Source organism: Burkholderia sp. WSM2232, from assembly GCF_000472545.1.
Lineage (GTDB): Bacteria > Pseudomonadota > Gammaproteobacteria > Burkholderiales > Burkholderiaceae > Paraburkholderia.
In genome coordinates, this window is record NZ_KI421432.1 from 465,997 (window position 1) to 492,084 (window position 26,088).

Consider the following 26,088-nt stretch of genomic DNA (forward strand, 5'->3'; position numbering starts at 1 on the left):
CGTGTGCGGGTTTGGGTCAAAGCGATTCGAGCGTCAGTTCTTGCGCCATCAAGCGGTTGCCGGCCATCAAGCCGCCGTCGACCGGCAGCGCGACGCCGGTAATGACGCGCGCCATGGGGGAAGCGAGAAACAGTACGGCGTCGGCGATATCGTCAGGCGTGGCGAAATCGCGTAACGGGTACCACTTCTTCAGGTCCTCGAAGACTTGCGGGTTCTTTTCCACCCGCGCCTGCCACGCCTGGGTCTTCACGGTGCCTGGACACACGATGTTCGCGCGGATGCCATAACGGCCCAGTTCGAGCGCGAGCGCCCTGGTATAACTGATCAAGCCGGCTTTTGCCGCGCTGTACGCGGGATGGCCAAGCGCGGCCATGCCGTTCACCGAGCCGATCAGCACGAGCGCGCCGCGCGCGCGTTCGATCATGGAAGCGCGCACGGCCTCCACCGTGTGATAGGTGCCGTTCAGGTTGAGATGGATATCGCGCTGCCAGCTGGCGACGTCCGTCGTGGCAAGCGTAAGCCCTTCGGCGGCGCCCGCGTTTGCGACGAGCACATCCACCGGGCCGCGCTTGACCACGGCGGCGGACACGGCCTGCTGCACCGCGGCGGCGTCGCCGAGATCCGCAACCAGCGGGGTTATGCGCGATTCACCGAGCTGCTTTCTCAGGCGATCGAGCGCGGAGGCGTCGATGTCGAGCGCCAACACGGTATCGCCTTCTTCGACGAAACGCCTGCACAACACACTGCCAATGCCGCCACAAGCGCCGGTTATCAACACCACTCGATTCATTTTGACCTCGCATTCGCAGACACGGCGCGCTTCGCATTACGTGTAAATTTCTTACAGCAGCGTAGGGTAGCCACCGGCCCGTGTCCCGCATAGTGGGCAACAGGCAGGCAGCGCGCACTGAGAATCTCCCTGTTTTACGGGCATCTTATGCACAAACCCGCGCGGTTAAAAATATCGCAGACCCTACGTGACAACCCATTTTTAGCCGTGTAGGATTTTTTCAAACAATTCAACACACAGCGGCCGGCGACGGCAGCGAACCTGTTCAGGAGAGAGAAATGTCGTTGCATGCCCGTGCTTCCCTCGCGCTCGGCAAAGTCGCCGTGGCGCTCGCGTTTGCAGGTATCGCCGTAGCGGCTCATGCCGACACGGTCCGCGTGACCGTTGCGCACTACAGCGACGCAACCGCTCCGTACTTCGAAAAGATGGCGCGCAACTTCGAGAAGGCCAATCCCGGCACCACCATCAAGATCGAAGACGTGAACTGGGACACGCTGCAGCAGAAGCTGCAGACCGACATTTCCGGCAACGCTAACGCAGACCTCGCGATTGTCGGCACGCGCTGGCTGCTCGACTTTGTGAAGGACGACGTGGCCGAACCGCTCGACGGCTACATGGACGCCAATTTCAAAGGACGTTTCATCGGTCCGTTCCTCGCGCCCGGCGAGATTAACGGCAAGGTCTATGGCCTGCCCATTGCAGCATCGGCGCGTGCGCTGTACTACAACAAGGACCTGCTCGCCAAGGCCGGCTATCCGGATGGTCCGAAAACCTGGAACGATGTGATCGAGGCGTCGAAGAAACTGAAGGCGCAAGGCGTTGCCGGCTTCGGTCTGCAAGGCAAGGAAATCGAAACAGACGTGTACTACTACTACGCGCTGTGGACCAACGGCGGCGAGGTGGTCGGCAAGGACAACAAGGCGGCGTTCAATTCGCCAGCGGGCGTGAAGGCGGCCACGCTGTATAAATCGCTGATCGACCAGGGCCTGACGCAGCCGGGCGTGACCGGCTATAGCCGTGAAGACGTGCAGAATCTGTTCAAGCAGGGCCGCGTGGCAATGATGATTTCCGCGCCGTTCCTTGCAAAGCAGATCAAGAAGGAAGCACCCAATCTCAAGTACGGCATCGATCCTATTCCGATGGGCAGCACGCACGCCACCTATGCGGTCACGGATTCGATCGTGATGTTCAAGAACTCGAAAGTGAAGAAGTCCGCGTGGAAGTTCCTCGACTATCTGTTCACGAAGGAACCGCGCGTCGAGTTCACGACCACAGAAGGCTTCTTGCCGACCACCAAGGCGGAATCCACCGATCCGGCGTTCAATGATCCGGATACCAAAGCATTCGTTGCCTTGCTGCCCACCGCCCGCTTCGCGCCTACCGTGACGGGCTGGGAAGACACGGCCAAAGCCGTGACCGACGCTATGCAGTCCATTTATCTGGGCAAGGCGAAACCGGCAGATGCGCTGAATGCGGCGGCCAGCCAGGCCAACAAGTCGTTGGGCCATTGATGCACGCGGCGCGCTGACCTGCGCTGACCTTGCGCTCACCGCTGCACGGCAGTTGCGCCGCCCTGATTGCAATTTCCGCCGCGGCAACGAGCGCGGCGCGCAATCGGCCCTCACGCTGGCTGCCTCCGACTAACCGGCCCATTCCGACGCGCCTGCACGCCTCATGCGGGCGCGTCTCACGATCGAGCACGTATGAGCCGTTCCGCTTCTTCACGTCTGCAAGCGCCCTGGCTGCTGATTGCGCCGAGCCTTGTGCTGGCGCTTTTCATCATCAGCTATCCGATTTTCAACATCGTGTGGCAATCGCTGCACGAGGTGTCGCGTTTCGGCGCGATTCGCGACTTCAGTGGCTTGCAGAACTTCTATTCGATCTTCGGCGACCCCACGTTCGTGGCGGCCGCGCGTCGTACGATTGTGTGGACGGTGTTCGTGGTCGGCGGTACGGTCGGGATTTCGGTGCCGGTCGCATTGGTGCTGAATCAGGACTTCTACGGGCGCGGCGTCGCACGAACCATCGTCATGCTGCCGTGGTCCGTTTCGCTGACCATGACCGCGGTGGTCTGGCGCTGGGCGTTCAACGACGACTACGGCATGGTCAACGTCACGCTTGAACGCCTCGGTTTGATTGGCGGTCCGATTCACTGGCTGGCAACGCCTGAGCTCGCGTTTCCCGTGGAAATCGCAGTGGGCGTGCTGGTGTCGATTCCGTTCACCGTGACTATTCTGTTAGGCGGCCTGTCTTCGGTGCCCGGCGACATCTACGAAGCGGCGCGCATTGACGGCGCGAGCGCATGGCAGCAGTTTCGCAAGCTGACGCTGCCATTGCTGCGGCCCTTCATCAATATGGCCATTCTGTTGAACGTGATCTACGTGTTCAACTCGTTTCCGATTATCTGGGTCATGACGCAGGGCGGCCCCGACAACAGCACGCATATTCTCGTCACCTACCTATACGAACTCGGCTTCAGGCTCGGCCGACCGGGCGAGGCAGCCGCAGTGTCGCTGATCATGCTCGTCATGCTGTTCGTTTTTTCGATGGCGTACTTGCGCCTGCAGCCGGCCAAAGAAGGAGAACCGTCGTGACGCTCAGCGCGAAAGCCAGACGCTCGCTGTGGTGCTGGATTGCCTTGTCGCCGTTGGTGGTGGTGGTGCTGTTTCCGTTCGCGGTCATGCTGTTCACCGCACTGAAACCGGCTTCTGAGATTTTCGTTTATCCCGCGCGCTGGCTGCCGGTGCATTGGCAGTGGAGCAACTTCGCCGACATGTGGCAAGCCGCCAATTTCGGCGTGGCGCTGCGCAACAGCACGGTTATCAGTCTGCTCTCCACGCTCCTCGCGCTCGCGGTCAGCTTGCCCGCCGCTTATGCATTGGCGCGCTTTCCGTTTCGGGGGCGCGGAACGTATCGCCAGTTCCTGCTCGTCACGCAGATGCTCTCGCCAATTCTGCTGGTTGTCGGCCTGTTCCGCCTCGCCGCGATGATTCCTTATGGCGACGGCAATCTCGTCGACTCGAAAATTGGCGTGATCGTTTCGTATGCGGCCTTCAACATCGCCTTCGCTGTCTGGATGCTGTCTTCGTATTTTCAAACGGTGCCGCGCGATCTGGAGGAATCAGCATGGCTGGAAGGATGCGGACGAACCCGGGCGGTTTTCAAGGTGTTTCTGCCGCTTGCCGTGCCCGCCATTGTGGTCACCGCGATATTCACGTTCATCAACGCGTGGAATGAATTCGCGGTGGTCTACACGCTGATCCGCTCGCCCGAGAACAAGACGCTTACCGTGCAGGTGACCGATATGGTCGCCGGCAAGTATGTTGTGCAGTGGCATCTGGTGATGGCCGCGACCCTTTGCGCGACGTTGCCGGTTTCGGTGGTATTCGCGTGGTTGCAGCGGTATCTGGTGAAGGGTCTGGCGCTTGGTGCAGTAAAGTAGTTTCAAGCGCACAGCGCTGACGGTGGGCAGCTTCAGCGCTGTCGCGGCCGTTATTGCAGTCAGCGCATGGGGCGCTGACCTCGAACAGCCTTTGTCCCGTTATTGCGCGCCGCGGACAATGCGCAGATCGCGCTCTGCCGCGTCGCCCAACACTGCCAGCGCTTTTTTGTAGGCGTCGCTGTCATACGCGGCGACCGCTTCTTCGTACGACGGGAACTCGATCACCACCGTCCGCTCCTTCAGGCCCTGCTCACGCACTTCGTCGGCGACGCCGCGCACGAGAAACTTGCCGCCGGCGGCCGTTACTGCCGGTGCAGCCAATTGGCCATAGGCCGCCAGCTTCGACGCATCGTTGATCTTGCGATACGTGGTTACCCAATACCCCTTGCTCATTTGACGCTCCTCGTGGTTGATGGTCATGAGAGAAGCAGGAGCGTAACAGAGATTGCGCGAGGGCAGCCACGGCCAATCCGGCCAGTGTCCGTCGACCCGGCGGGCCGGTTCGTCCGGGATTGACCCCTGCGGATTGCGCCACCTGGCCGAAAAAGATGGCCCAAAACGTTGAACCGCCGCGGATGACAAACCCGTCAGTTCTATAGAAACTCTTCTTACGATTCACGCGGTGTGTCGACGGTCGACCGTTCGCGTTTGAAACGCAGCGACCTGCCGTTCACGGTCAGGCAACGAGTCGTCGTTTATCATGGACCCGTGCCTTTGCAATGAAGCTTTAGTTTAGATATGACCAATACCGGAAAGACGCTGATCGTCGGCCTCGTGCTGGCGGACCTCGTGATCTGCGCCTATTTGCTCTACCCGCGCGAGGAAAAGAAGTCGGCGGCAGCACCCGAAGCGGTGCTGAGCGCCCCTGACGGCAGCAATTCTCGCCCAGCCGAAAATCATGTCATTGCGGGTAGCATCGTGCGTCCGACGTCGCCCGACATGGCTGCGGCTGCCAATCCCAACGCGAATACCAGCAGCGCGCAAAGCGGCACGAAGACGAGCCGCGTGGACGTGCGGCCGCCTTCTGCGGCACCGGCGGTTGCAACGCAGCCGGCCATGCCTGTGGCGCCCGCCGTACCGGCAGCGCCTGTCAACGGCCTCGCGAATGCACCCGCCGCGGACATGCAAACGCAGACGCAGCTTCCGCAGGTTTCTCACGTTCCGCAAGTGGCGCAGCCGGTGCAGTCCGTGCAGCCTGCGCAGCAGCCGCAGGTACAAGCGCAGGCACAAGCTCAACAGCAGCCGTCGCAACCGCCATCCCAACGCTCTTACGCAAGGTCCAGAGCTTCACAGCACGCCGAAGATTCGCGCGGCCATGAAGATCTGCGTCGTCGCGGCTCGAGCGATGTGGGCGCGATGATGACCGAACTGCTCGTGCGTGAGTCGGCGAAACTCGATCCGTCGTTGCCTCCTCCGCCTCCCACCGACCCGGTCGACCTCAGTCGTCGCAGTACGAACCCTGTGGCGGCTGCAATGACCGACCAACTGGTCAAGGAGTCGGCGCGCGTGGCGCCCGCATCTGGCGTGCAAAAGCAGCCTGGCACGCAATAGACGCGCACTGCGTCACACCGTTGCGAGATCGACGGCGTCCGGATAGAGCATGCGCGAGGCGAGCTGCTCGCGCAGATACGCGTCGAACTCCTGCGCCACTTCCGGATGCCGCAGCGCGAACTCGACGGTCGCTTTCAGATAGCCGATCTTGCTGCCGCAATCGAAGCGTGTGCCCGCATAGCGGTGCGCGAGCACCTGCTCGTTTGCGAGCAACGCTTGCAGCGCGTCGGTAAGCTGATACTCGCCGCCCGCGCCCGGCGAAAGATTGCGGATATGCCGGAAGATCGCGGGCGTCAGAATGTAGCGCCCCACCACGCCGAGATTCGATGGCGCATCTTTCGGCGCGGGCTTCTCGACGATTGTCGACACCTTCAGCAAGCCGTCGTCCCATTCGCGGCCGCCCACCACGCCATAGGAACTGCTGTGCTCGCGTGCAATGGTTTCGACGCCGATCACCGAGCTATGGTAATGATTGAACACATCCACCATTTGCGTGAGCACAGGCGGTTCGCCGTACAACAGGTCGTCGGCGAGAATCACGGCAAACGGCTCGTTGCCCACCAGTTTCTCCGCGCATAGCACGGCGTGGCCCAGACCCAGCGCGTCGGCCTGGCGTACGTAAAAACAGTCGACGTTTGCCGGTTTGATGCCGCGCACGAGTTCCAGCAGCTTCTGCTTGCCGCGCGCTTCGAGTTCCGCTTCGATCTCATACGACTTGTCGAAGTGGTCTTCAATGGCACGCTTGCTTCGGCCTGTCACGAAGATCATTTCCGTGATGCCGGCTGCAATCGCCTCTTCCACTGCGTACTGAATCAGCGGCTTGTCGACAACCGGCAGCATCTCCTTCGGGCTTGCCTTCGTCGCGGGCAGAAACCGCGTGCCCAATCCCGCTACCGGAAACACAGCCTTTGTCACTTTCAACATAATCGACCCCATTGACATTGAATGCCTGCGGATTTGCGCCGCTTGCGGTTGGTGTCCGTCGCTTGCCGTCGCCCGCTCTCGCGTTACGCGATTCGCTTGCATCAGCAGAAGCGAACAGCGGATGAATCGACACGCGCACTCGCCTTCAGGCCATGCTGCGCATCATCAGGCAGCGCCGCGCTGCTTTGGCAACGCCGCTGTATTAGCGGTGTCGATGCTCACCCGCGACGCGGTTTGCGGCGACAGCAGCAACGCGTTCATCACGCGCAGACGCCACGCCTCGGGCGGCATGCCGTCTATCGACGTATTCAGCTTGACCTTGATCGACGAATCGAGAACCAGCCGCTCGCGCAGGCTATGGATAACCCATCGGTCCAGACGGCGCGTCAGGCCAAGACGCTCGAGGGCGTCCAGCGCCGCGCCCAGCGGTCTGGTCTTGCCGCCGATGCGCTCGGTCAGCGTGAGCGCAAAGTAACCGGTGGCCTGAGCGTTCGCGCCCTGCCCCGATGGCGAGAGCTCGACTGCAAGCCGCCCCTCGTCCATCGCGCGAAACAACGCGATAGCCGTAGCCATGTCGCCTTGATATTGTTCGCGCCAACCCGGCAGCCGTCCCGGCAAAAGCGAAGCCATGCCGACCGCATCTATGTCGAATGGCTCGTCGCCATAACCGGCGACGCGCACCGAAATGGCCGGGTAAACGATCCCGCTGTCTCCATACACGGGGGCACCGCCGAGTGCTTCGACAATGCGATCCGGCAGACCCGCTTCGCGCATCGGCAAGGCGCCGCTCAGCAACTCGGCCTGCGAGCCGGCGTCGAAAGCAAACAGAATGTGATCGCCGCTACGTGCAACCATGCCGCCTTCCACCGCAACGAGCTGGCGTGCGCGCTCGAGCACCGCGCGCCGCACGGTGGCTCCGAGCGAACGTTCGTAGGCGGCCTCGATCTGCCTCACGTTGAAGATGGACGCAACGAGGCAAATCGGCATTGCACCATCGCGCGATTCGCCTGGCCGCACGCCGAGACGGCTTAGCAGCGAAGTCAGCTGGGCGTCGTTGAGCAAACGATGCAGATCAGTCATCGCGGGCCTCGCCTTCCGCGATGCCGCGCGGATTCCCTGACGTAGTGTCGGCCAGACGCTCGCGCTCCGAATGACGGTATCCGGTAGGCGTCATCGCAAGATGCCGCTTGAACAGCTTGGCAAGCCGGTCGCCACTGCTAAGTCCTGTGCGGCGCGCGATCTTGTCCGCGGGCAACTCGGTTTGAATCAACATATCGCAGGCTTTCAGAAGCCGCAGACGCAACACGAATTCGGTAGGCGTCACGCCAATTTCCTTCTTGAAGCGCCGCAGAAAATTGCGCTCGCTCATGGCCGCACCACGCGCGACTGCGGCGATTGACACGCGCCCTTCCACGCCCACGCGCAGTTGCTGAGCGGCCGCGCGAATCGGCTCGCTCGCTTGCAACTCGGGCGCTTCAAATCCCTCGCCCCTTCGCGCCGTCATTCCGGTCCCAACTAGATCGCACGCACAATTCATATCGCTGCCCCTGCAACATGGCGAAATCCGCTTTTTCTGCAGTGCATCATAGGCGCTACCTTTCGCGCCCAATTTCAAGGTGTCCGATTGCATCCACCTATTGGCGGATGCGACCAAGTGCGTGGGGAAGGTTCAAGAGGAAGGTTCGCAGCATGCGGTAGCGAGCGGCACGGCGATGGCAGTCACGTCGTAGCTGCCGAGAGATATGCCGCGTCGGCAGGCACGCAAGGTTGCGTAGTCGACGACTACTCATCGCGCGTATTCGTCTGTATTGCGAAGCTTTTATACCGTTGCGCGATGCACCGGATTGTCGCGTTCGGCCAAGAGCTTGGGTAAAACGGCCGCGCCTTCGCAATGAGCGATTTGCGCGGCTAAACTCGCTTCCGGTCTTCGAGGGATCGCTATCTCAGGACTACCCCGTCCCTCGACTTTCGGCCTGCCGTTCCCTCGGGCGGCAGGCTTTTTTTTCGCAATGCGGCTCACGCAAGCGCGTCATCGACAATGGGTTTGCGAGCCATGAACCAGTAGAAGATCGCGGCGCATCCGGCAATCGCGCCGCCCGAGATGAAGGCAAGCGCGTACGAACCGGTACGGTCCACGATGAAGCCGGCCACGACCGGCGAGAACGCCCCGCCGAAATAGCCGCCGAAGTTCTGGATCGCGCTGACGGAGGCGATCATCGACGAAGGTGCGATGTCGGCTGCAAGCGCCCACGCAGATCCGATCACCGCCGCGATAAATGCGAGCCCTACCGTGAAGAGCGCGAGCGTCACATTCAGCGCGTGCGTGAACGGCAGTGCGATAGCGCATGCAGCCGCTCCCACCGCGCAGCACGCAATCAACAGGCGCTTGGCATCAATCGGCGAAGCGAACTGGCGGTCCACCATCTTCTTCGCAAGGTAGCCCACGGCAATCTCACCGAGCGCGCCGCCAACCCAAGGAATGCCCGCGTACACGCCAAGCTGCGCAAACGAGATGTGAAAGCGGTCGAGCAGATAGAGCGGCAGGAACACAAGAAAGATATTCCACAGCCAGATGGTGCAGAAGTAGCCGAGAATCATGCCCCACACGCTGCGTCGCGTGAAAAGCGATCGCCACCGCAGCGACGAATCGGCCAAAGATCTTTCATGGCCGCCGCCGCCCGCCTCGATGTACTCGCGTTCGTCTTGAGAAAGGCGCTTGCTCTGCGCCGGATTGCGATACAACATCAGGAACAGCAGCGCGAATGCAATGCCAAATGCCCCCGTCACATGAAAGAGAGAGCGCCAGCCAAACGCCACCATCAGCGCGACCAGCACGGCAGGCGCGATGGCCGGTCCCCACTTGGATGACGAATCCCACACGCCGGTAGCGAAGCCGCGCTCCTTTGCCGGAAACCACGCCGCGGTAATTTTCGCGGATGTCGGCCAGCATGGCGCCTCGCCGACGGCAAGCAATGCCCGCATGACGATCAGCCCGGACAGAGAGCCGACCACGCCGGTGAGCCAGGTGGCGACGCTCCACCAGATCATTGCGAGTGCATAAGCGCGCTTCGCGCCGAAGCGGTCGATCACCCAGCCGGCCGGCAATTGCATGACCGCATAGGTCCACGCAAAGACACTCCCCAGCAAACCGATTTGCGTGCGCGTCAAACCGAGTTCCTGAATCATGCCCGGCGCGGCAATGGAAAGACTCGCGCGGTCCATGTAGTTGATGATTCCGCCAATCAGCAGCCAGATCAGCACGTGCCAGCGAAAATTGAAGCGAGCCGGCCGCACCGCGGCGGCCGTGAGCGAACCAGTGGGCTTGTCCATCATGTCTCCGTCCAGGTGGCCGAGATGGCCATTCGTCCTTGCCGATACGCACCGTGCAGCGCACCGGCACTTGTATGCATGTACTGAACGACAAGTGTACGGACGCGAGCGCGAGACCTCCAATGTCGAAACCGCATGTGCCGATAGCGTTTTCGTTATCGTGACGGCGGGTGTATGGCGGCCGCGCACTAAACTATCGGGCGACGCATGCCCCGATGCACCGTCCAATACTCATGGGAGACGAAGTGAAATTCGACACGACAACCGTCCGCCTGATTCTCGCGATAGCCGAGGAAGGCAGCATTTCGCGAGCCGCCGACAAGCTGAGCCTGGCAGTCGCGGCGGCCTCGCGACGCGTGTCGGACCTCGAAGAACAACTCGGCGCGAAGCTCTTCAGACGCGTGCCACATGGGGCGGAGCTCACCGAGTCGGGGGGCAGGCTGCTCGAATACGTCCGGCAGATCGACAACCTGATCGACCGCATGGAAGGCGACGCCGAGGCGCTCAATCACGGCCTTGAAGGACGAATCATCATTGGCGCCCCGAAGGCAGTGGTGATTCAGTTTCTGGCTCGCGAGATCGCGGCCATCCAGCAGAAGTACCCGCGTATCGCGCTGAAAATCGTCGAAGAAAACAGCAGGATCGTGCAGCAACTGCTGCGCGACAAAGTGATCGACGTGGGCATCTACGAGAAGAAAAGCGGCTTTCTCGACCTGGAGAAATTCGCGTACAGGGAGGACCGGCTAGTGCTTGTTCATAGCCGCGCGCATTTCGAATTCGGTGCTGCGCCGATCAGCATCGACGATCTTCTCGACGTTCCCATCGTGAGTCTCGGGAAGGGCTCGGCGGTGCTGTCAGCCGTGGAGCGCGCATATCGCAGCCGCGGCCGGCTGTTTGCGAACAACCTCACGGTGAGCGGCTTCGACACCATGCTGGCCATGGTGCGTCACGGACTTGGCGTCGGCCTTATGCCGCCCGCTGTGTTGCAGAGCTTCCGCCCCGAGGCAGCGCTCGCGTCAGTCGAGCTGGACGGAGACTGGGCAAGTCGCCATTACGTCTTGTCCTGCATCGAGGGACACGCTCAGGAACAAACTCTGCGCAACGTCGTGGAAGCATTGCTCGCCGGACGCTAGCGCGCAACCTGGGTACGTGGTTTCGCCAATCGCGAAACCAGGCATGACGCCGCGATCCTTGCCGCGCGTCCCGCAACTCGGCGACAGTGGAGTCACCACACGACCACCCGACCGAGGAGCAAGCCCGCCATGACCCAATCACCGCATCTACCGCTGCAAGGCATACGCGTGCTCGATGTGAGCCAGGTCATGGCGGGCCCGTTCGCCTGCATGATGCTCGCCGACCTGGGCGCGGACGTCGTCAAGGTCGAGCCGCCCGAAGGCGACCAGACGCGCAGTTCAATGGGCTTCAAGATGAAAGGCCCGGACAGCATGGGCTTTCTGAACCTGAACCGTAACAAGCGCTCGGTCACACTCGATCTGAAGAGCGACGAAGGGCGCGAGATGTTCTACAAGCTCGCGAAAACAGCGGACGTGATCGTCGAGAACTATCGACCCGGCGTCGTGCAGCGTTTGCGAATCGATTACGAATCCATCAAGGCGATCAATCCGAAGATTGTCTATGCGAGCATTTCCGGCTTTGGGCAAAGCGGGCCGTGGGCGTCGCGGCCCGGCTTCGATCTGATGGCGCAGGCCATGTCGGGCGTAATGAGCGTGACGGGCTACAAAGGCGGCAAGCCGGTGAAAGCGGGCGTGCCTGTTGCGGATATCGGCTGCGCGCTGTTTGCCGTGTACGGGGTGCTCTCCGCTTACATCGGCGCGCAGAAAAGCGGCGAAGGCCAGCATATCGACGCGTCGCTATTCGATTCGATCATGGCCTTCTCGATCTGGGACATGTCCGACTACTGGGGCACGGGCGTGCCGCCGACGCCGCTTGGCACAAGCAACAAGATGAGCGCGCCCTACCAGGCCGTGAAGGCGCGCGACGCATACTTCGTGATGGGCGCGACGAACCAGAAGCTGTGGACACGGTTATGCGAGGTGCTGGATCGCCGCGACCTGCTCGAGCATGCCGATTACGCGAGCGTGTCGCTGCGCCTGAAAAATCGCGAGGCAATGATCGAGGCGCTGGAGCAGGAATTCGGCAAGCGCGACAGCGCGGAATGGGTCGACGTGCTGCTTGCGGCAGGCATTCCCGCAGGGCCGATTCTTTCGTATCCCGAAGCATTTTCAAGCGAACACGCCCTGCATCGCAACATGTGCATGGAAATCGATCACCCGAACGAAGGCAAGGTGAAGAACATCGGCTTTCCGGTCAAACTGCTCGGCACGCCGCCCACCGTGCGCCGGCATCCGCCGCTGCTCGGCGAGCACAACGACGAAATCTTCGCGGAAGTCAACGGAGCCGCGTCATGAGTGAAGCGCAACAGGTTCGTCTTACGGTGCATGCGTCAGGCGCGGCCGAAATTCTGATAGACCGGGCCGAGCGGCATAACGCGATGACGCTCGATATGTACGAGTCGTTGCTCGCGCACGTCGCGCAGTGTGAAGCGAATCGCGACGTCCGCTGCATTCTCTTGCGCGGTGCGGGCGGCAAGTCTTTCATCTCCGGCACGGACATTGGTTATTTCGAGGACTTCCGCGATGGGCGTGACGGCGTTGCGTACGAAGCGTTCGTGGAGCGCGTGATAGACACCGTCGAGCGGATCGCCGTGCCGACTATTGCGGTGATCGACGGCTGGGCCGTGGGCGGCGGTCTCGCGCTCGCCACGGCGTGCGATTTCCGCGTTTGCACGGACGCCTCGCGCTTTGGCGCGCCGATTGCAAAGACGCTCTCGAATACGCTGTCGTCGCGCAACATCGCGCGGCTTCAAGCGGCCTTCGGCACACCGCGTGTCAAGAAGATGCTGATGCTCGCCGACTATCTGACGGCTGAAGAAGCGCTTGGGTGCGGCTACGTGCAGGAGGTTTGCGACCGCGCGGCATTGCATGATGCGGCGCACACACTCGCGCAACGATTGATGGCGCTCTCGCCGGTGACGCAGCAGGCGGTGAAGGAAAGCCTGCGACGCATCGTGATCGAACAACGGCTCGACGACGAAGACCTGATCGAAGCCGTGTATGGCAGCAGTCGTTTCCGGGAAGCTGTAGCGGCGTTTACGAGCCGCCGATCCCGCGACTGAACGGCTATCTGAAGCAGATGAACTGAGAAAGCCGCATTCGTCGCACCGACCGATAGATGCGCCGCTCACGCGGCGCATCGGGCCTCGCGCACTCTTTTGCGTGCCTCGGGGCAGCTTTTGTGGCGACGTTCTTGACGTCCCCGCCGCCGCGCGACTACTTAATCGTAGTGGCGATGCTTGTGACGCTTCTTGCCCGAACGGTAGCCACGCGAATAGTCGTCGGCATACGAGTTCGAGCGCGAGATGTTGCCGCCGAGCGCCGCGCCTGCGCCGCCGCCCAAGGCTGCGCCGACCAGGCCGCCGCCACGGCCGCCCATTGCATTGCCGGCCGCGGTGCCCGCGCCGCCGCCCAGCGCGCCGCCGATAATCGCACCGGTGCGCTCCCGGCGGTTCGACGTCACCGCGCCGCCCGCACCACCGCCCACTGCGCCGCCAATCACGGCGCCGGTGCTGCCGCCGACCGCGCCACCCAGCGCGGCGCCCGCGACGCCGCCCAGGCCGCCGCCGAGCGCGTTATTCAGGTCGCCGGCAACCGCCGACAAGGAAGCCGCGCTTGCGAGCGCCGCCACAGCCACAATCTGGAGGATTTTCCTGGACATAAAAGGTCTTTGATTTTTTATGAGACGGCGCCGAGTATAACCGGAGGCTTGAAAGCCCTCTGTAACTGTGGCACGGCTTACCGGTAAGACGTGTAACAAATGATAGCGCCGTCATTTTTACCTCTTGATGCCCCCGCGCTCAGCGCCTGCGCTTCTTCTTCAACTGGATCGTTTCGAACAGTTCGTAGTTCGCGGTCGGCGTTTGATCCGCACCGGGAGCGTGGTAGTAGTTCATCGTGATGGTGGTCTCGCCGCCCGCGTGGCCGGGGTCGTGATCGAACACGGCAATGCCGTAGCCCGTGCCTGTATCGCGTTGCGCGGACCAGATCGCGTCTTCCACGGCATCGGCACCTGCCCGCACGAAGGTGCCCGCCGTCGTGCCCGCCACCGGACGATTGGGCCGCGTGAAGATGCGCGCTTGCGGCAAACCGGTGCCCGCATCCACGCCATACACGTCAAGCGGCGCGCTCGTGCCGCCGCCGCCGAGAATCAGGTGGATCGTGCCCTGGCTAGTGTCGAAGGTGGACGCGCCCGCAGAAATGGCGGACATGACCGGCTTCGGCTGCAAGGTATCGACCGGCTGGCCCGTTGCAATGTCGGTGCCCTTGTGATGATTGCAGCCGCGAACCGGGTAGCTGCGCTCGTAGTCGTGGTCGTGGCCGCACAGCACGAGGTCCACGCCGTAGCGGTCGAACAGCGGCAGCCACGCCTCGCGGATGCCTTTATCCGAGCCGTTGCCCGTCTTCGACGAACTGAGCGCGTCCTGATGCATCTGCACGACGATCCAGTCGATGTCGTCGTCGCCCGCCGCGTGGCGCAGCGTCTTTTCGAGCCAGCGCGTCTGTTCGCCGCCGGTGTAGCCGCGCACATAGAAGGACGTGCCCGGCTGGATCGGCGGATTGCCGGTGCTGGCCGCCGGCACGAGCGGATTGGGTCCGGCCACGAACGCGGCGGCGTCCTGATAGACGACGTCGTCGGCATCGAGCGAAATGAACAGTACCGAACTCACGCGGAAGCTGTACCAGCGCCCCTGAAAATGCGTGTGATTGTCGGGCAGCGCATAGCGCGCGAGATACGATGCGAACCCTTGCTCGCCGTTGTGGAATTCGATTTCATGGTTGCCCGGGCACGGCATCCACGGACGATTCGCCGCCGAGCTCTGGCAGTTGTTGCCGAAGTCGCGCCACACCTGCGGCTGGTGCGTGGGGTTCAGATTGGCATAGCACAGGTCGCCGTTGAGCAGATGAAACAGCGGCTGGAAACGCTCCACCGCCTGCACCGCAAAGCGGCTTTGCGGCGAGGACAGAACCCAGCCGGTGTTCGGTGTCGCGAGATCGCCATAGCTAGTCCAGCGAAACGGCGCGCGGCCGTGCGGCGCTGTGCGAAAGCGGCCGGTAAAGGGCTGCGCCGCGTGGCTGTCGTTTTCGGCCGTGACCTCGTACTCGTAGTTCGTATCCGGCTCGAGACCACCCAAACGCGCATGATAGTTGAACACGACCTCACCGTTCAGGCCGTCGGTGTAGGTAGTCTGCACGCCATGCACGATGTGCTTCTGGCCGCCCGGGCGGCCCACGCGCAGATGCGGCTTGACGGCCGCCGCGAGCGACGCCCATGACACGGTCACTTCGCTCGTGGGATCGTTGCCCCAGGTCAGATGGATCTGCTCGGGCGTGCCGTCCGCCGTGCCGCTCGCGGCGCGCGCCGTCGACAGTGCATTGGCCGCGCCGGCCAGACCCGATGCGCCGGCGAATTTCAGAAACCCGCGACGCGAAACGATGGTAGCGCCCTCATCGGCTGGCGAGGCCTTAGCGTTTTTTGTATTCGACATGTCAGTGTTTGTGGGTAGGAAGAACTGGCGGCTTTTGACCAGCGATCCTAGTCGCGAAACGGTGACAGTTGAATGAAAAGGCCAAACGCCGAGCGCCACGCGCCAACGACCGGGCGCTAACGACCCCGCGACTAAGACTGCCGCGGCTGCGGGTTGTTGGCGGGATCGGTATCGAACTTCGAGACGCCTTGAATGCCGTGTTCGTTCACGAGCTTCAATAGTTCGGTCTCCATCGCATCGGCCGTATGCTTTTCGTAAATCTGTTCGCCCTTTACGTAGACCGTAAACGAACGCAAGTACTTCGCCTTCTTTTGCGGATTTTCAATCGTGTCGCGCGTCCACTGGTAAAGCGGATACTGCTGGATGCCGACGCGCTCCGCCTCGCTCACGTAGTCCGCGAACGCGTCGTACTGGCACTTCACGCTCGCGTCATGCCGATGCAATATCCGTTGAAGCTCCTGGTGCCCGGCGCCGGACGCATCGGCGCGCAGCACATCTGCCAATTCCGGCGCGACGGTGAGCCGAAGCTGGAATTTCAAGGTCGAGTCCACGTGTTGCTCCCAGTCGATGTGAGTCGTGTATCGGGCCGAAGCGGCTGACCGCTTATGCCTGGTTCACGGACTGAGCGGGCAACTGCTCTTCGATGCGCGCGATTTCGCTGCCCTGCACCGGCCTGCCGAGCAAAAAGCCTTGTGCATGGGTGCAGCCCGAGCGCCGCACGAAATCGAGTTGTTCCTGCGTTTCGATGCCTTCCGCAGTGGTCGGCATGCCTATTTCGCGTGCCAATGCAACGATTCCACGCACCACTGCTGCGGACTCGCGCCGATGTACGGACTCCTTGACAAACGAACTGTCGATTTTCAGCTTGTCGAACGTAAAGCGCACGAGCGTGGACATCGTCGAGAAGCCGGTGCCGAAATCGTCGAGCGCGAGACCGATGCCCAATGCACGTAGCCGCGAGATGTTGCGCCGGGTCACCACGTCGTCGTTAAGCAACACTGTCTCGGTCACTTCTATGTTCAGGCGCTCGGGCGGCAGGCGCGTTTTGCGAAGCACGCCCGCCACGATCGACGCAAACATTTCCTCGCGCAACTGCACCGGCGACACGTTGACCGCAACCGGCACCTTGTCGCGCCACATCACGGCTTCCTTGCATGACTGCAGCAACGCCCACTCGCCGAGCGCGAGTATCAGGCCGGTGCGCTCCGCCGTGGGAATGAACGCGGACGGCGAGAGTTCGCCACGCGTCGGATGCGTCCAGCGAATCAGCGCTTCGCGGCCCGTCACGACGCCGCTTGCGAGGTCCACAATCGGCTGATACTCCATGCGCAAGCCGCCGAACGTGCGCAACGCACCTTCGAGGTCGCTGCGCAACAGGCTCAGGCTTTCGTCGGAGACATGCTGTTCGGCGTCGAAAATCGCGTAGGCGCTCTTGCCGCTGCGCTTGACCGCGTATAGCGCACGGTCGGCGCAGATCAGCAGCTGCGGCCCGGTCGACGCATGCTCCGGATACAGCGCGACACCTACGCTCGCGCCGATATGCACGAGCGCTTCGCTCAGCGAAAATGGCCGCGCCAGTGTCTTGACGATGCTGTCCGCGAGCAGCCGCACGTCGCGAGACGGGTCGGGCGCTTCTGAAATCACCACGAATTCATCGCCGGCGAGGCGCCCGACAATATCGGTGGCCGGTATTGCGTCAAGTAGGCGAAGCGCGGCTTCCTGAAGAATCTGGTCGCCGGCGGCGTGCCCCAGACTATCGTTAATGGCCTTGAAGCCGTCCAGGTCGATCAGTAGAACAGCGAACAATTTGTCGCGTTGCGAAGCGCTGAGCGCTGTGCGCTCAAGCAGCAATTCGTTGATGCGTGCACGATTCGGCAATCCGGTAAGGCTGTCGTGATGCGCGAGGCGCTGGCTGGTTTCGCGTGCGAGCAGCAAGGCCACGGTGTCGCGATTGCTGCGCAGCGCCACGGTCAGGAAACCGGCCGCGCAAAACGGCGCCTGAAACAGCAGCACCAGTTTGCCCGAACCTGGCGAAAGCGCCGCGCCCACGCCGAGCAGGCCGAGAATAAAGAAAATCTGCAGCAACACGAGCCGCGGCGTGGCCGCATTACGTCCCGCGAGTCCGCCGACAACGCCGACCGCGCACACATTGCCCAGCAGAAAGAGCGTGGGGTCCGCGCTGACGTTGCACAAGAGCGCGCCGAAGCCAAACAGCGCGCTCCAGAGAATGCTCGCCAACAGGAACGCCGAGGTAGGAGTAGGCAGATTGCGCGCACTACGGCTGCGGCATGCCCAGATCAGCGCCAGACGCACCGTCAGCAACGCGACCACGGCGCCCGTCCATGTGGCGTACAGCAGGCTCGGGTGCAGGTAGTAAGCGGTCACGCAGACACTGATTTCGCATACCGACGCAAAAACAATTGATGCCGTGCGCGTGAACAGATTGGCGAGAAGTATCTGCCGGTTCTCAGCGCTCAGGTTCTGAGCGGACGAGACGATCCACCTGAAAAATGGAGACCTTGGTTCACTAAAAGCCATGACCTACGCATTTTTGTTGGTGAAGGGATCGCAGCCGGCAGCGTGTGTCCCGATTATTACGTAAACACTGTTCAGAAGGTTAATTCGGCCATACGGTGGCGGCTATCGCCTTCCCAATTGTTGAGCACAGGCGCGACAGCAAACGGTTGTGCCGAGCCCTTACGGAAACCCGTGTCGACGAGGTTCTCTATTTTCCCCTTTCGTAAGGTTAACCCCGATTTAAACGCAAACCAACAAAAGGGAAATTCTGTCTGCTGCGTGTAATCCAAGTGCAACCAATCGATATCGCCGTAAAGCCCGGCTTTGCGGCCGGTGTCCCGCGCGCCTGAAAGGAGAGCAATTTGGTCCTGGAACTGGAGCAAGTCAGTGTCGTTTCTGGCGGGCAACCGTATCTATACGGCGTGGATTTGCGTCTTGTCCCAGGCGCCATCAATGTGCTGCTGGGTCCGACGCAGGCGGGCAAGACAACGCTCATGCGCGTCATGGCCGGCCTGGACAGACCGAATTCGGGCCGCGTGCTGGCCGACGGTCAGGACGTGACAGGCGTCAGCGTGCGCCAGCGCAACCTGGCCATGGTCTATCAGCAGTTCATCAATTACCCGGCGATGACCGTCTTCGAGAACATCGCCTCGCCGCTCCGGTTGCAGAAGACCGACTCCGCCGAAATCCGCCGGCGTGTGCTCGAAGTCGCGGCCAAACTGCATATCGAGCATCTGCTCGAGCGGCGGCCGAACGAACTCTCGGGCGGTCAACAGCAGCGCTGCGCGCTCGCGCGGGCCCTCGTCAAGCGCACCTCACTGGTGCTGCTCGACGAACCGCTCGTGAACCTCGACTACAAACTGCGCGAGGAACTGCGCATGGAGCTGGCAACGCTTTTTGCGGACGGCAAGACGACCGTGGTGTACGCAACCACGGAGCCACTCGAAGCGCTGCTGCTCGGCGGCCATACCGCAGTCGTGGATAAAGGCCGCGTGCTGCAATTCGGTCCCACGCTCGACGTCTACAACGCGCCCGTCAACGTGGACGCCGCAGCCGTCTTCAACGACCCGCCCATGAACATGCTGACGAGCGAGCTGAGCGGAAACGGCAGCGCGCGTCTGCCTGTCGGCATCGAGGTTCCTGTCCGCACGAGCACCACGGCAAACGGCAAGTGCCGCATCGGCATCCGGCCGGGACATCTGCGTCTTCAGGCGAAGTCCGCCAACGCGGTGGCCATTCCATGCCGTCTCGAACTGGCCGAACTGAGCGGCTCCGAAACCTATCTGCACCTGCGCACGCTGACAGGCAGCATTGACCTGGTTGCGCAGTTGCAGGGCGTGCATCAGATCGAACTCGGCACTCGCCTCGACGTTTTCATCGACCCGGACGAACTCTTTGTGTTCGGCGCGGATACAAAGCTGGTGTCCAGCCCGGAGGCCGCTTATGGCGCGCATTGAATTCCACGATCTCGCCCACGCGTATCGGCCGAATCCCGCGACGCTGGACGATTACGCGCTGCAACCCATGAGCATGGTGTGGGAAGACGGCGGCGCTTATGCGCTGCTCGGGCCGTCGGGTTGCGGCAAGACCACGCTGTTGAATATTGTCTCGGGTCTCGTCAAACCGTCGGAGGGCAAGGTGCTGTTCGACGGGCGCGACGTGACCGCGCTGAGCGCACGCGAGCGCAACATCGCCCAGGTGTTCCAGTTCCCCGTGATCTACGACACGATGAGCGTGTTCGACAACCTTGCGTTTCCGCTGCGCAACCGCAAGATGCCGGCAACGGAAGTGAAAAAGCGCGTGCACGAAGTGGCTGAGATTCTCGATATGACACGCGAGCTCCCCCACAAGGCCAGCAATCTCGCAGCGGACGCGAAGCAAAAGATATCGCTGGGTCGCGGCCTCGTGCGCCAGGACGTTGCGGCAATTCTGTTCGACGAACCGCTCACCGTGATCGACCCGGCCATGAAATGGATGCTGCGCCGGCAGTTGAAGAAGATCCATCAGCAGCTCAAGCTCACGCTCATCTACGTCACGCACGACCAGGTCGAGGCCCTCACCTTCGCCGATGAAGTCGTGGTCATGACCAACGGCCGCATCGTTCAGAAGGGTGGTGCCGACGCGCTGTTTCTGCGGCCGGACCATGCGTTTGTCGGCTACTTCATCGGCAGCCCGGGCATGAACCTCTGTCCGCTCGAACTGGATGCCGAAGGCGCGCGAATCGGCTCACAACGCCTCGCGCTCGACACCGCCACGCTCACGACGCTCAAGGACGCACATGCACACGCGAACGGCGCGCTGACCTTGGGCATTCGTCCCGAGTTCGTGCGGCTTGCAAGCGAACGGGAAGCGGGCGCCGTGCAGGTTCAGGTACTGCGCGCGCAGCAGCTTGGCAACTATCAGCTCGTCACCGCGCAATGCGACGGCCACATCTTTAACGCGAAGCTGGAACCGCATCTGCGCGTAGTAGACGGCCCCGCCTGGCTGCGCGTGGCCGCGCCCGAAACGGTGTTCTTCTGCAACGACGAAAGAATCGGCACACGCATCTCCGAAGGGGTCGCGCGATGAACAAGCCCGTCAATCAGAAAGCGTGGCTCCTTGTCGTGCCCGTGTTCATCTGCGTGGCGTTTTCCGCGATCCTGCCGCTGATGACCGTCGTCAACTATTCGGTGCAGGACATCATCAGTCCCACACAGCATGTGTTTGTTGGCACCGAATGGTTTCGCAACATCATGACCGATCCCGACCTGCGCGACGCGCTCGGCAGGCAGATCATCTTTTCCGCGTGCGTGCTGCTGTTCGAGATTCCGTTGGGCGTGGGTCTCGCGCTTTCCATGCCGGCTTCGGGCTGGCGCGCGTCGGCGGCGCTCGTGGTGCTTGCGATGCCCTTGCTGATTCCATGGAACGTGGTCGGCACGATCTGGCAGATTTTTGGACGCCCCGATATCGGCCTGCTCGGATACTGGCTCAACAGCCTCGGCTTTGACTACAACTACACCGCAAGCCCTACGGCCGCATGGGTCACCGTGCTCGTGATGGACATCTGGCACTGGACACCGCTCGTCGCGCTGCTTTGCTACGCCGGCTTGCGCGCAATTCCCGATGCGTTTTATCAGGCTGCCGAAATCGACGGCGCGAGCCGCTTCGCCGTGTTCCGCTACATCGAATTGCCGAAAATGCGCGGCGTGCTGATGATCGCCGTGCTGCTGAGATTCATGGACAGCTTCATGATCTACACCGAACCGTTCGTGCTGACGGGCGGTGGCCCGGGCGATTCCACAACCTTTCTGAGCCAGTACCTGACACAAAAAGCGGTCGGCCAATTCGACCTCGGCCCGGCTGCGGCTTTCTCGCTGATCTATTTCCTCATCATTTTGCTGCTGTGCTTCATTCTCTATAACTGGATGAGCCGCGTCGGCAAAGGCGGCCCCGCTGCGCAAGGAGAAGAACATGCAGGATAAGCGCCGCTGGATGCGCACCCTGGTTCTCGTGGTCTACATGGCGTTCGCGCTGATTCCGCTTTACTGGATGCTGTCGATCTCGCTGCGCACGAATGAAGAAACCATGTCGACATTCGCCACGCTGCCGCAGCACGTGACATTCGAGAACTACAGGATCATCTTCACGGACCCGTCGTGGTACTGGGGCTATATCAACTCGATCATCTACGTGCTGATGAACACGGTGATGTCGGTGCTGGTCGCGTTGCCTGCGGCGTATGCGTTCTCGCGCTACCGTTTTCTCGGCGACAAGCACATGTTCTTCTGGCTGCTCACGAACCGTATGACGCCGCCGGCCGTGTTCCTGCTGCCTTTTTTCCAGCTCTATTCGAGCGTGGGTTTGACCGACACGTATATCGCGGTTGCGCTTGCACACATGCTGTTCAACGTGCCGCTTGCGGTGTGGATTCTCGAAGGTTTCATGTCGGGCGTGTCGCGCGAAATCGACGAAACGGCGTATATCGACGGCTATACGTTCCCGGCATTCTTCGTGAAGATCTTTCTACCGCTCATCAAGTCGGGCGTCGGCGTCACGGCGTTCTTCTGCTTCATGTTCAGCTGGGTCGAGCTGCTGCTCGCCCGCACGCTCACCTCCGTGAACGCCAAGCCAATTGCGGCGGTCATGACCCGCACGGTGTCGGCGGCGGGCATGGACTGGGGCGTGCTGTCGGCGGCGGGCGTGCTCACCATTGTTCCCGGCGCGCTGGTGATCTACTTCGTGCGCAACTACATCGCGAAGGGCTTCGCGATGGGGAGAGTCTGATGTTCACGTGGATGTACTGGACGCCCGAGGTGGCGATTTTCTTCGTCTGCATCGTCGTGATGCTGGCCGGCATGACGGCATGGGAACTGCGCTCGCCGACGCACGAACGCAAGGGCTTTCTGCCGATCGCGACGACACGCGGCGATCGCCTCTTCATCGGCCTGCTCGCGGCCGCATATGTGAATCTCGCCTGGATCGGCATTAGCGCCGAAGGCTCGAATTCGTGGCCCGGCTTCCTGGCCTCGCTCGTGGTTCTGCTCGCAATCATGTGGAAAGGCTAAAAACAGACACACGCAATGAGCACTCGCAACTGCCGGTTCCGCTGATGCCCCAGGCGGGCGCCGGAAAGATCGAAGGGGCACGAAGGACACAGGAGAAGACCATGCAACAGAGGAGACGGATCGTCGCGCTCGCAGTGGCAAGCATCGTGTCGGGTGCCTTTGGGAACCAGGCAATGGCGGGCGTGCCTGAAGCACAGAAATGGGTCGACAGCGAGTTTCAGCCGAGCACGCTTTCGAAGCAGCAGCAGATGGACGAAATGAAATGGTTCATCGACACGGCGAACAAACTCAAGTCGAAAGGCGTCAAGGAAATTCACGTGGTGTCGGAAACCATCGACACGCATACCTACGAGTCGAAAACCCTCGCGAAGGCGTTCACTGAAATCACCGGCATTCAGGTGAAGCACGACATCATTCAGGAGGGCGATGTTGTCGAGAAGTTGCAAACGTCCATGCAATCAGGCCAAAGCATTTACGACGGCTGGATTTCCGACTCGGATCTGATCGGCACGCACTATCGCTATGGCGTCATCATCCCGCTGTCGGATTACATGGCGGGCGAAGGCAAGGAATACACCAACCCCGGCCTCGATCTGAAGGACTTTATCGGCACGAGCTTTACCACCGCGCCGGACAAAAAGCTCTACCAGTTGCCCGACCAGCAGTTCGCCAACCTGTACTGGTTCCGCGCCGACTGGTTCGCCCGCAAGGACTTGCAGGACAAGTTCAAGGCGAAGTACGGCTATGAGCTCGGCGTGCCGGTCAACTGGTCCGCGTACGAAGACATTGCCGAGTTCTTTACGAACGACGTAAAGACCATCGACGGCGAAAAAGTGTACGGCCATATGGACTACGGCAAGAAAGACCCGTCGCTTGGCTGGCGCTTCACGGACGCATGGCTTTCCATGGCAGGCGAAGCCGACAAGGGCATTCCGAACGGCATGCCGGTGGACGAATGGGGCATTCGCGTGACGCCGGACGGTTGCCATCCGGTCGGTGCGTCGGTGTCGCGCGGCGGCGGCACCAACAGCCCGGCAGCCGTGTACGCGACCACCAAATACATCGACTGGCTCAAGAAATATGCGCCGCCCGAAGCCTCCGGCATGACGTTCAGCGAAGCGGGCCCGGTGCCGGCGCAAGGCAGGATCGCGCAGCAAGTGTTCTGGTACACCGCGTTCACCGCGTCGATGCTCAAGCCCGGCAACGTGACGAATCCGGACGGCACACCGAAGTGGCGCATGGCGCCCTCGCCGCACGGCGCGTACTGGAAGGACGGCATGCAGAACGGCTATCAGGACGTAGGCTCCTGGACCTTCTTCAAGTCGACGCCGGCCAATCAGCGCGCCGCCGCATGGCTGTATGCGCAGTTCGTGACGTCGAAGAGCGTGTCGCTGAAAAAGTCGATTGTCGGTCTTACGTTCATTCGCGACTCCGACATTCATAGCGACTACTTCACGAAGAACGCGGACAAGTATGGCGGTCTGATCGAGTTCTATCGCAGCCCGGCGCGCGTCGCCTGGACGCCGACCGGCAACAACGTGCCCGACTATCCGAAGATGGCGCAGCTCTGGTGGAAAAACGTCGGCACCGCGGTCGCCGGTGAAAAAACTCCGCAGGCCGCAATGGATAACCTGGCGAAGGAAATGGACCAGGTGTTGTCACGTTTGCAGCGGGCCGGCATGAAGGTCTGCGCGCCCGAGTTGAATCCGCAGAGCGATCCGTCGAAGTGGTTGTCCGACCAGCACGCACCGTGGAAGAAGCTCGCCAACGAAAAGCCGAAGGGCGAAACGGTCAAGTACGAGCAGTTGTTGTCGGCGTGGAAGGCGGGCAAGGTGCGCTGAGCGCCTCGCGCCGCAGTGGGCATGGGTGTGAATGGGCGGCACGGTGTGCCGCCTTTTTTATGTGCGCCGATAACGATGGCAAGGGCAATGGCAATGCCGTTTCCGATGCGCGCTTGCTTCCCCACTACCCGTTTGCCATCTCCACGAGTTTCGCGACCGTGTTCATGTTGCGTGCGGTTCCCGTCTTCGCGGCAGGAATTTTTAGTTTCGTGTCCGCCATGCCGTCGTTGTAGAGAACGTAAATCTCGCGTGTGCCGAGCGCCATTTCTTCATTGCGCTGGCCGCTTGCGTGGGCGAGGGCATCAGCAGGTGGAGGCGCGTCGAGAAAAATCGCCACTGTCCGGTTGGAGGCCGCCGACTTGAACGGATTGGCGGCCAGCACCTGCGCGAGTTCCGCGCCAGTGCGCACCGCGACGCCTACCGGCTTGTCCGCATACTGCTCGAGGCAACGCTCGAGCCGGGATTTCACCGAAGCTTCGGCCAACTTGCTGTCGAACACCACATTGCCGCTCGCAATGTAGGTGCGAACCTCAGTGAAGCCGAGCGACTCGCACATGCTGCGCAACTCGGCCATAGGCAGCTTGCCGGTGCCGCCAACGTTCACCGCGCGCAGAAAAGCAACGTATCGGATCATTGGTCAGATTCTGTTTTATTTAGCGTTGTGAAGACGTATTCATATGAGTCCGGCAGCTCGCACGATCATCAACAAGCCGATGCCCACGATTACAAGCCCCATACCTCGCGCGACGAACCGCCCGCGCGGCGCGAGCCGTTCCAGCGTAATGGCAGCCGTCACCGCAGACATGGCAAGCGGGTTCATCACGCCCGCTACGACGAGCACCGCGGTCAGGCTCGCGCAGCAAAAGCAGCAGTGCAGGCCGAGGCGCGAACCGTATCGTAATGCAGCAGCGGCACGCGAGCGCAATACTGTGTGGACGCAATCCGGCGCTCGCCCGCAGCAGCGCAGATAATGCGCCTTCCAGCTGGACAATTGCAACGCGCCCGCCAGCAGCACGACGACGACGCCAACAACGGGAATCGCGCGCGAAAATGCGGGCATCCGCATTTCTAACATTGCGAGGGCCGCGCCGAGCGCGAACACGACGAGGCCCAACGCCGCCCAGACGGCGAAATACGCGAGGGCGGCCAACCATGTCTGCATTGCCACGCGCTTATGCCCTGCCTTGCGAAGCGCTTCGCCATAGCGCCACCAGGCAGGCGCAGCCGCCGGCAGCATCATCGCAACCATCATCGCAATCCACATGCCGACGAACGATGCCGCAACTGCAGGCCACGTCTGCCCGCATAGCGGCAGCCACATCATCGACATGGTCCAGCCGCCGGGCATGGGCATTTCGCCCATCGCCGACATCGAGAGGCATGCCGCGACCGTCAGCGCCGTGCTGATCGCGAACAGCAAGCCGCAGACGCCGTAAAAGACCGCACGGCGCGCATCCATGCGCGCGCCGGTCTTTGCCCTCGCGAACTTGCGGCATTCGCCAACGCCAACGAGGTCCATTACGCGC

Annotated in this window: 26 protein-coding genes; 13 read left to right on the top strand and 13 right to left on the bottom strand. The window is 61.8% G+C overall.

Annotated elements, in window-relative coordinates:
• Positions 1-16 precede the first annotated feature (16 nt).
• Positions 17-790, bottom strand: coding sequence for an SDR family oxidoreductase (locus tag F757_RS0131900; protein ID WP_027214892.1), 774 nt, complete (start codon positions 788-790; stop codon positions 17-19).
• 278 nt (positions 791-1,068) lie between these two features.
• On the opposite strand from F757_RS0131900, the gene F757_RS0131905 reads away from it, so the two are divergent.
• The 3 genes from F757_RS0131905 (at position 1,069) to F757_RS0131915 (ending at position 4,232) form a co-directional block, all read left to right on the top strand.
• Positions 1,069-2,301 carry an ABC transporter substrate-binding protein gene (locus F757_RS0131905; RefSeq protein WP_027214893.1) on the top strand — a complete coding sequence of 411 codons (1,233 nt, stop codon included), beginning with the start codon at positions 1,069-1,071 and terminating at the stop codon, positions 2,299-2,301.
• A gap of 192 nt (positions 2,302-2,493) precedes the next feature.
• On the top strand, positions 2,494-3,384 hold the full coding sequence (locus tag F757_RS0131910; protein WP_027214894.1) for a carbohydrate ABC transporter permease: 891 nt from the start codon (positions 2,494-2,496) through the stop codon (positions 3,382-3,384).
• Positions 3,381-4,232, top strand: a complete 852-nt coding sequence (locus F757_RS0131915; RefSeq protein WP_027214895.1) for a carbohydrate ABC transporter permease — start codon at positions 3,381-3,383, stop codon at positions 4,230-4,232. Before F757_RS0131910 ends, F757_RS0131915 begins: the two co-directional genes overlap by 4 nt.
• Before the next feature lie 99 nt (positions 4,233-4,331).
• On the opposite strand, the gene F757_RS0131920 is transcribed toward F757_RS0131915, so the two are convergent.
• Complete coding sequence (locus F757_RS0131920; RefSeq protein WP_027214896.1) at positions 4,332-4,625, bottom strand: DUF1330 domain-containing protein; 294 nt, start codon at positions 4,623-4,625, stop codon at positions 4,332-4,334.
• Between the two features lie 345 nt (positions 4,626-4,970).
• On the opposite strand from F757_RS0131920, the gene F757_RS0131925 reads away from it, so the two are divergent.
• Positions 4,971-5,783, top strand: a complete 813-nt coding sequence (locus F757_RS0131925) for a hypothetical protein (RefSeq protein WP_027214897.1) — start codon at positions 4,971-4,973, stop codon at positions 5,781-5,783.
• 12 nt (positions 5,784-5,795) lie between these two features.
• On the opposite strand, the gene galU is transcribed toward F757_RS0131925, so the two are convergent.
• The 4 genes from galU to F757_RS0131945 form a co-directional block, all read right to left on the bottom strand.
• Entirely contained in the window at positions 5,796-6,707 is a 912-nt protein-coding gene (gene galU, locus F757_RS0131930) for a UTP--glucose-1-phosphate uridylyltransferase GalU (protein ID WP_027214898.1), read from the bottom strand.
• A gap of 165 nt (positions 6,708-6,872) precedes the next feature.
• Positions 6,873-7,787 carry a hypothetical protein gene (locus F757_RS0131935; protein WP_027214899.1) on the bottom strand — a complete coding sequence of 305 codons (915 nt, stop codon included), beginning with the start codon at positions 7,785-7,787 and terminating at the stop codon, positions 6,873-6,875.
• Positions 7,780-8,211, bottom strand: coding sequence for a helix-turn-helix domain-containing protein (locus tag F757_RS0131940; protein WP_442856683.1), 432 nt, complete (start codon positions 8,209-8,211; stop codon positions 7,780-7,782). The genes F757_RS0131935 and F757_RS0131940 overlap by 8 nt, the downstream gene beginning before the upstream one ends.
• Before the next feature lie 512 nt (positions 8,212-8,723).
• Positions 8,724-10,037 carry an MFS transporter gene (locus F757_RS0131945; RefSeq protein WP_027214901.1) on the bottom strand — a complete coding sequence of 438 codons (1,314 nt, stop codon included), beginning with the start codon at positions 10,035-10,037 and terminating at the stop codon, positions 8,724-8,726.
• 245 nt (positions 10,038-10,282) lie between these two features.
• On the opposite strand from F757_RS0131945, the gene F757_RS0131950 reads away from it, so the two are divergent.
• The 3 genes from F757_RS0131950 (at position 10,283) to F757_RS0131960 (ending at position 13,233) form a co-directional block, all read left to right on the top strand.
• Complete coding sequence (locus F757_RS0131950) at positions 10,283-11,170, top strand: LysR family transcriptional regulator (protein ID WP_027214902.1); 888 nt, start codon at positions 10,283-10,285, stop codon at positions 11,168-11,170.
• A 129-nt stretch (positions 11,171-11,299) separates the two neighbouring features.
• A complete protein-coding gene (locus F757_RS0131955; RefSeq protein ID WP_027214903.1) occupies positions 11,300-12,466 on the top strand; it encodes a CaiB/BaiF CoA transferase family protein in 1,167 nt (388 codons plus the stop codon).
• On the top strand, positions 12,463-13,233 hold the full coding sequence (locus F757_RS0131960; protein WP_027214904.1) for an enoyl-CoA hydratase: 771 nt from the start codon (positions 12,463-12,465) through the stop codon (positions 13,231-13,233). Before F757_RS0131955 ends, F757_RS0131960 begins: the two co-directional genes overlap by 4 nt.
• A 158-nt stretch (positions 13,234-13,391) precedes the next feature.
• On the opposite strand, the gene F757_RS0131965 is transcribed toward F757_RS0131960, so the two are convergent.
• The 5 genes from F757_RS0131965 to F757_RS0131985 all read right to left on the bottom strand — a co-directional run bounded on the left by F757_RS0131965 (position 13,392) and on the right by F757_RS0131985 (position 18,560).
• Complete coding sequence (locus tag F757_RS0131965; RefSeq protein WP_013342316.1) at positions 13,392-13,832, bottom strand: hypothetical protein; 441 nt, start codon at positions 13,830-13,832, stop codon at positions 13,392-13,394.
• Positions 13,833-13,971: 139 nt separating this feature from the next.
• A complete protein-coding gene (locus F757_RS0131970; RefSeq protein ID WP_027214905.1) occupies positions 13,972-15,660 on the bottom strand; it encodes a purple acid phosphatase family protein in 1,689 nt (562 codons plus the stop codon).
• Positions 15,661-15,791: 131 nt separating this feature from the next.
• On the bottom strand, positions 15,792-16,211 hold the full coding sequence (locus F757_RS0131975; RefSeq protein WP_027214906.1) for a hypothetical protein: 420 nt from the start codon (positions 16,209-16,211) through the stop codon (positions 15,792-15,794).
• Positions 16,212-16,263: 52 nt separating this feature from the next.
• Positions 16,264-18,198, bottom strand: a complete 1,935-nt coding sequence (locus F757_RS0131980; RefSeq protein ID WP_027214907.1) for a putative bifunctional diguanylate cyclase/phosphodiesterase — start codon at positions 18,196-18,198, stop codon at positions 16,264-16,266.
• A 71-nt stretch (positions 18,199-18,269) separates the two neighbouring features.
• Positions 18,270-18,560 carry a hypothetical protein gene (locus F757_RS0131985; protein ID WP_027214908.1) on the bottom strand — a complete coding sequence of 97 codons (291 nt, stop codon included), beginning with the start codon at positions 18,558-18,560 and terminating at the stop codon, positions 18,270-18,272.
• Here F757_RS0131985 and F757_RS0131990 point away from each other — a divergent pair.
• The 6 genes from F757_RS0131990 to F757_RS0132015 all read left to right on the top strand — a co-directional run bounded on the left by F757_RS0131990 (position 18,540) and on the right by F757_RS0132015 (position 24,562).
• Positions 18,540-19,634 (top strand): ABC transporter ATP-binding protein, encoded by a 1,095-nt coding sequence (locus F757_RS0131990; RefSeq protein WP_027214909.1) that lies wholly within the window; start codon positions 18,540-18,542, stop codon positions 19,632-19,634. The two genes, F757_RS0131985 and F757_RS0131990, sit on opposite strands and share 21 nt — an antisense overlap.
• On the top strand, positions 19,621-20,745 hold the full coding sequence (locus tag F757_RS0131995) for an ABC transporter ATP-binding protein (protein WP_027214910.1): 1,125 nt from the start codon (positions 19,621-19,623) through the stop codon (positions 20,743-20,745). Before F757_RS0131990 ends, F757_RS0131995 begins: the two co-directional genes overlap by 14 nt.
• Positions 20,742-21,638 (top strand): carbohydrate ABC transporter permease, encoded by an 897-nt coding sequence (locus F757_RS0132000; protein ID WP_027214911.1) that lies wholly within the window; start codon positions 20,742-20,744, stop codon positions 21,636-21,638. Before F757_RS0131995 ends, F757_RS0132000 begins: the two co-directional genes overlap by 4 nt.
• Complete coding sequence (locus F757_RS0132005; protein ID WP_013342309.1) at positions 21,628-22,440, top strand: carbohydrate ABC transporter permease; 813 nt, start codon at positions 21,628-21,630, stop codon at positions 22,438-22,440. Before F757_RS0132000 ends, F757_RS0132005 begins: the two co-directional genes overlap by 11 nt.
• Positions 22,440-22,721 (top strand): DUF2160 domain-containing protein, encoded by a 282-nt coding sequence (locus tag F757_RS0132010; protein WP_027214912.1) that lies wholly within the window; start codon positions 22,440-22,442, stop codon positions 22,719-22,721. Before F757_RS0132005 ends, F757_RS0132010 begins: the two co-directional genes overlap by 1 nt.
• Positions 22,722-22,822: 101 nt before the next feature.
• The gene (locus tag F757_RS0132015; protein WP_027214913.1) at positions 22,823-24,562 is read left to right on the top strand and encodes an ABC transporter substrate-binding protein; all 1,740 of its coding nucleotides are present in this window, start codon (positions 22,823-22,825) and stop codon (positions 24,560-24,562) included.
• A gap of 124 nt (positions 24,563-24,686) precedes the next feature.
• Here F757_RS0132015 and F757_RS0132020 read toward each other — a convergent pair whose 3' ends face one another.
• On the bottom strand, positions 24,687-25,196 hold the full coding sequence (locus F757_RS0132020; protein WP_027214914.1) for a DUF1697 domain-containing protein: 510 nt from the start codon (positions 25,194-25,196) through the stop codon (positions 24,687-24,689).
• Positions 25,197-25,235: 39 nt separating this feature from the next.
• On the bottom strand, positions 25,236-26,081 hold the full coding sequence (locus tag F757_RS0132025) for a DUF2182 domain-containing protein (RefSeq protein WP_027214915.1): 846 nt from the start codon (positions 26,079-26,081) through the stop codon (positions 25,236-25,238).
• Positions 26,082-26,088: the final 7 nt, after the last annotated feature.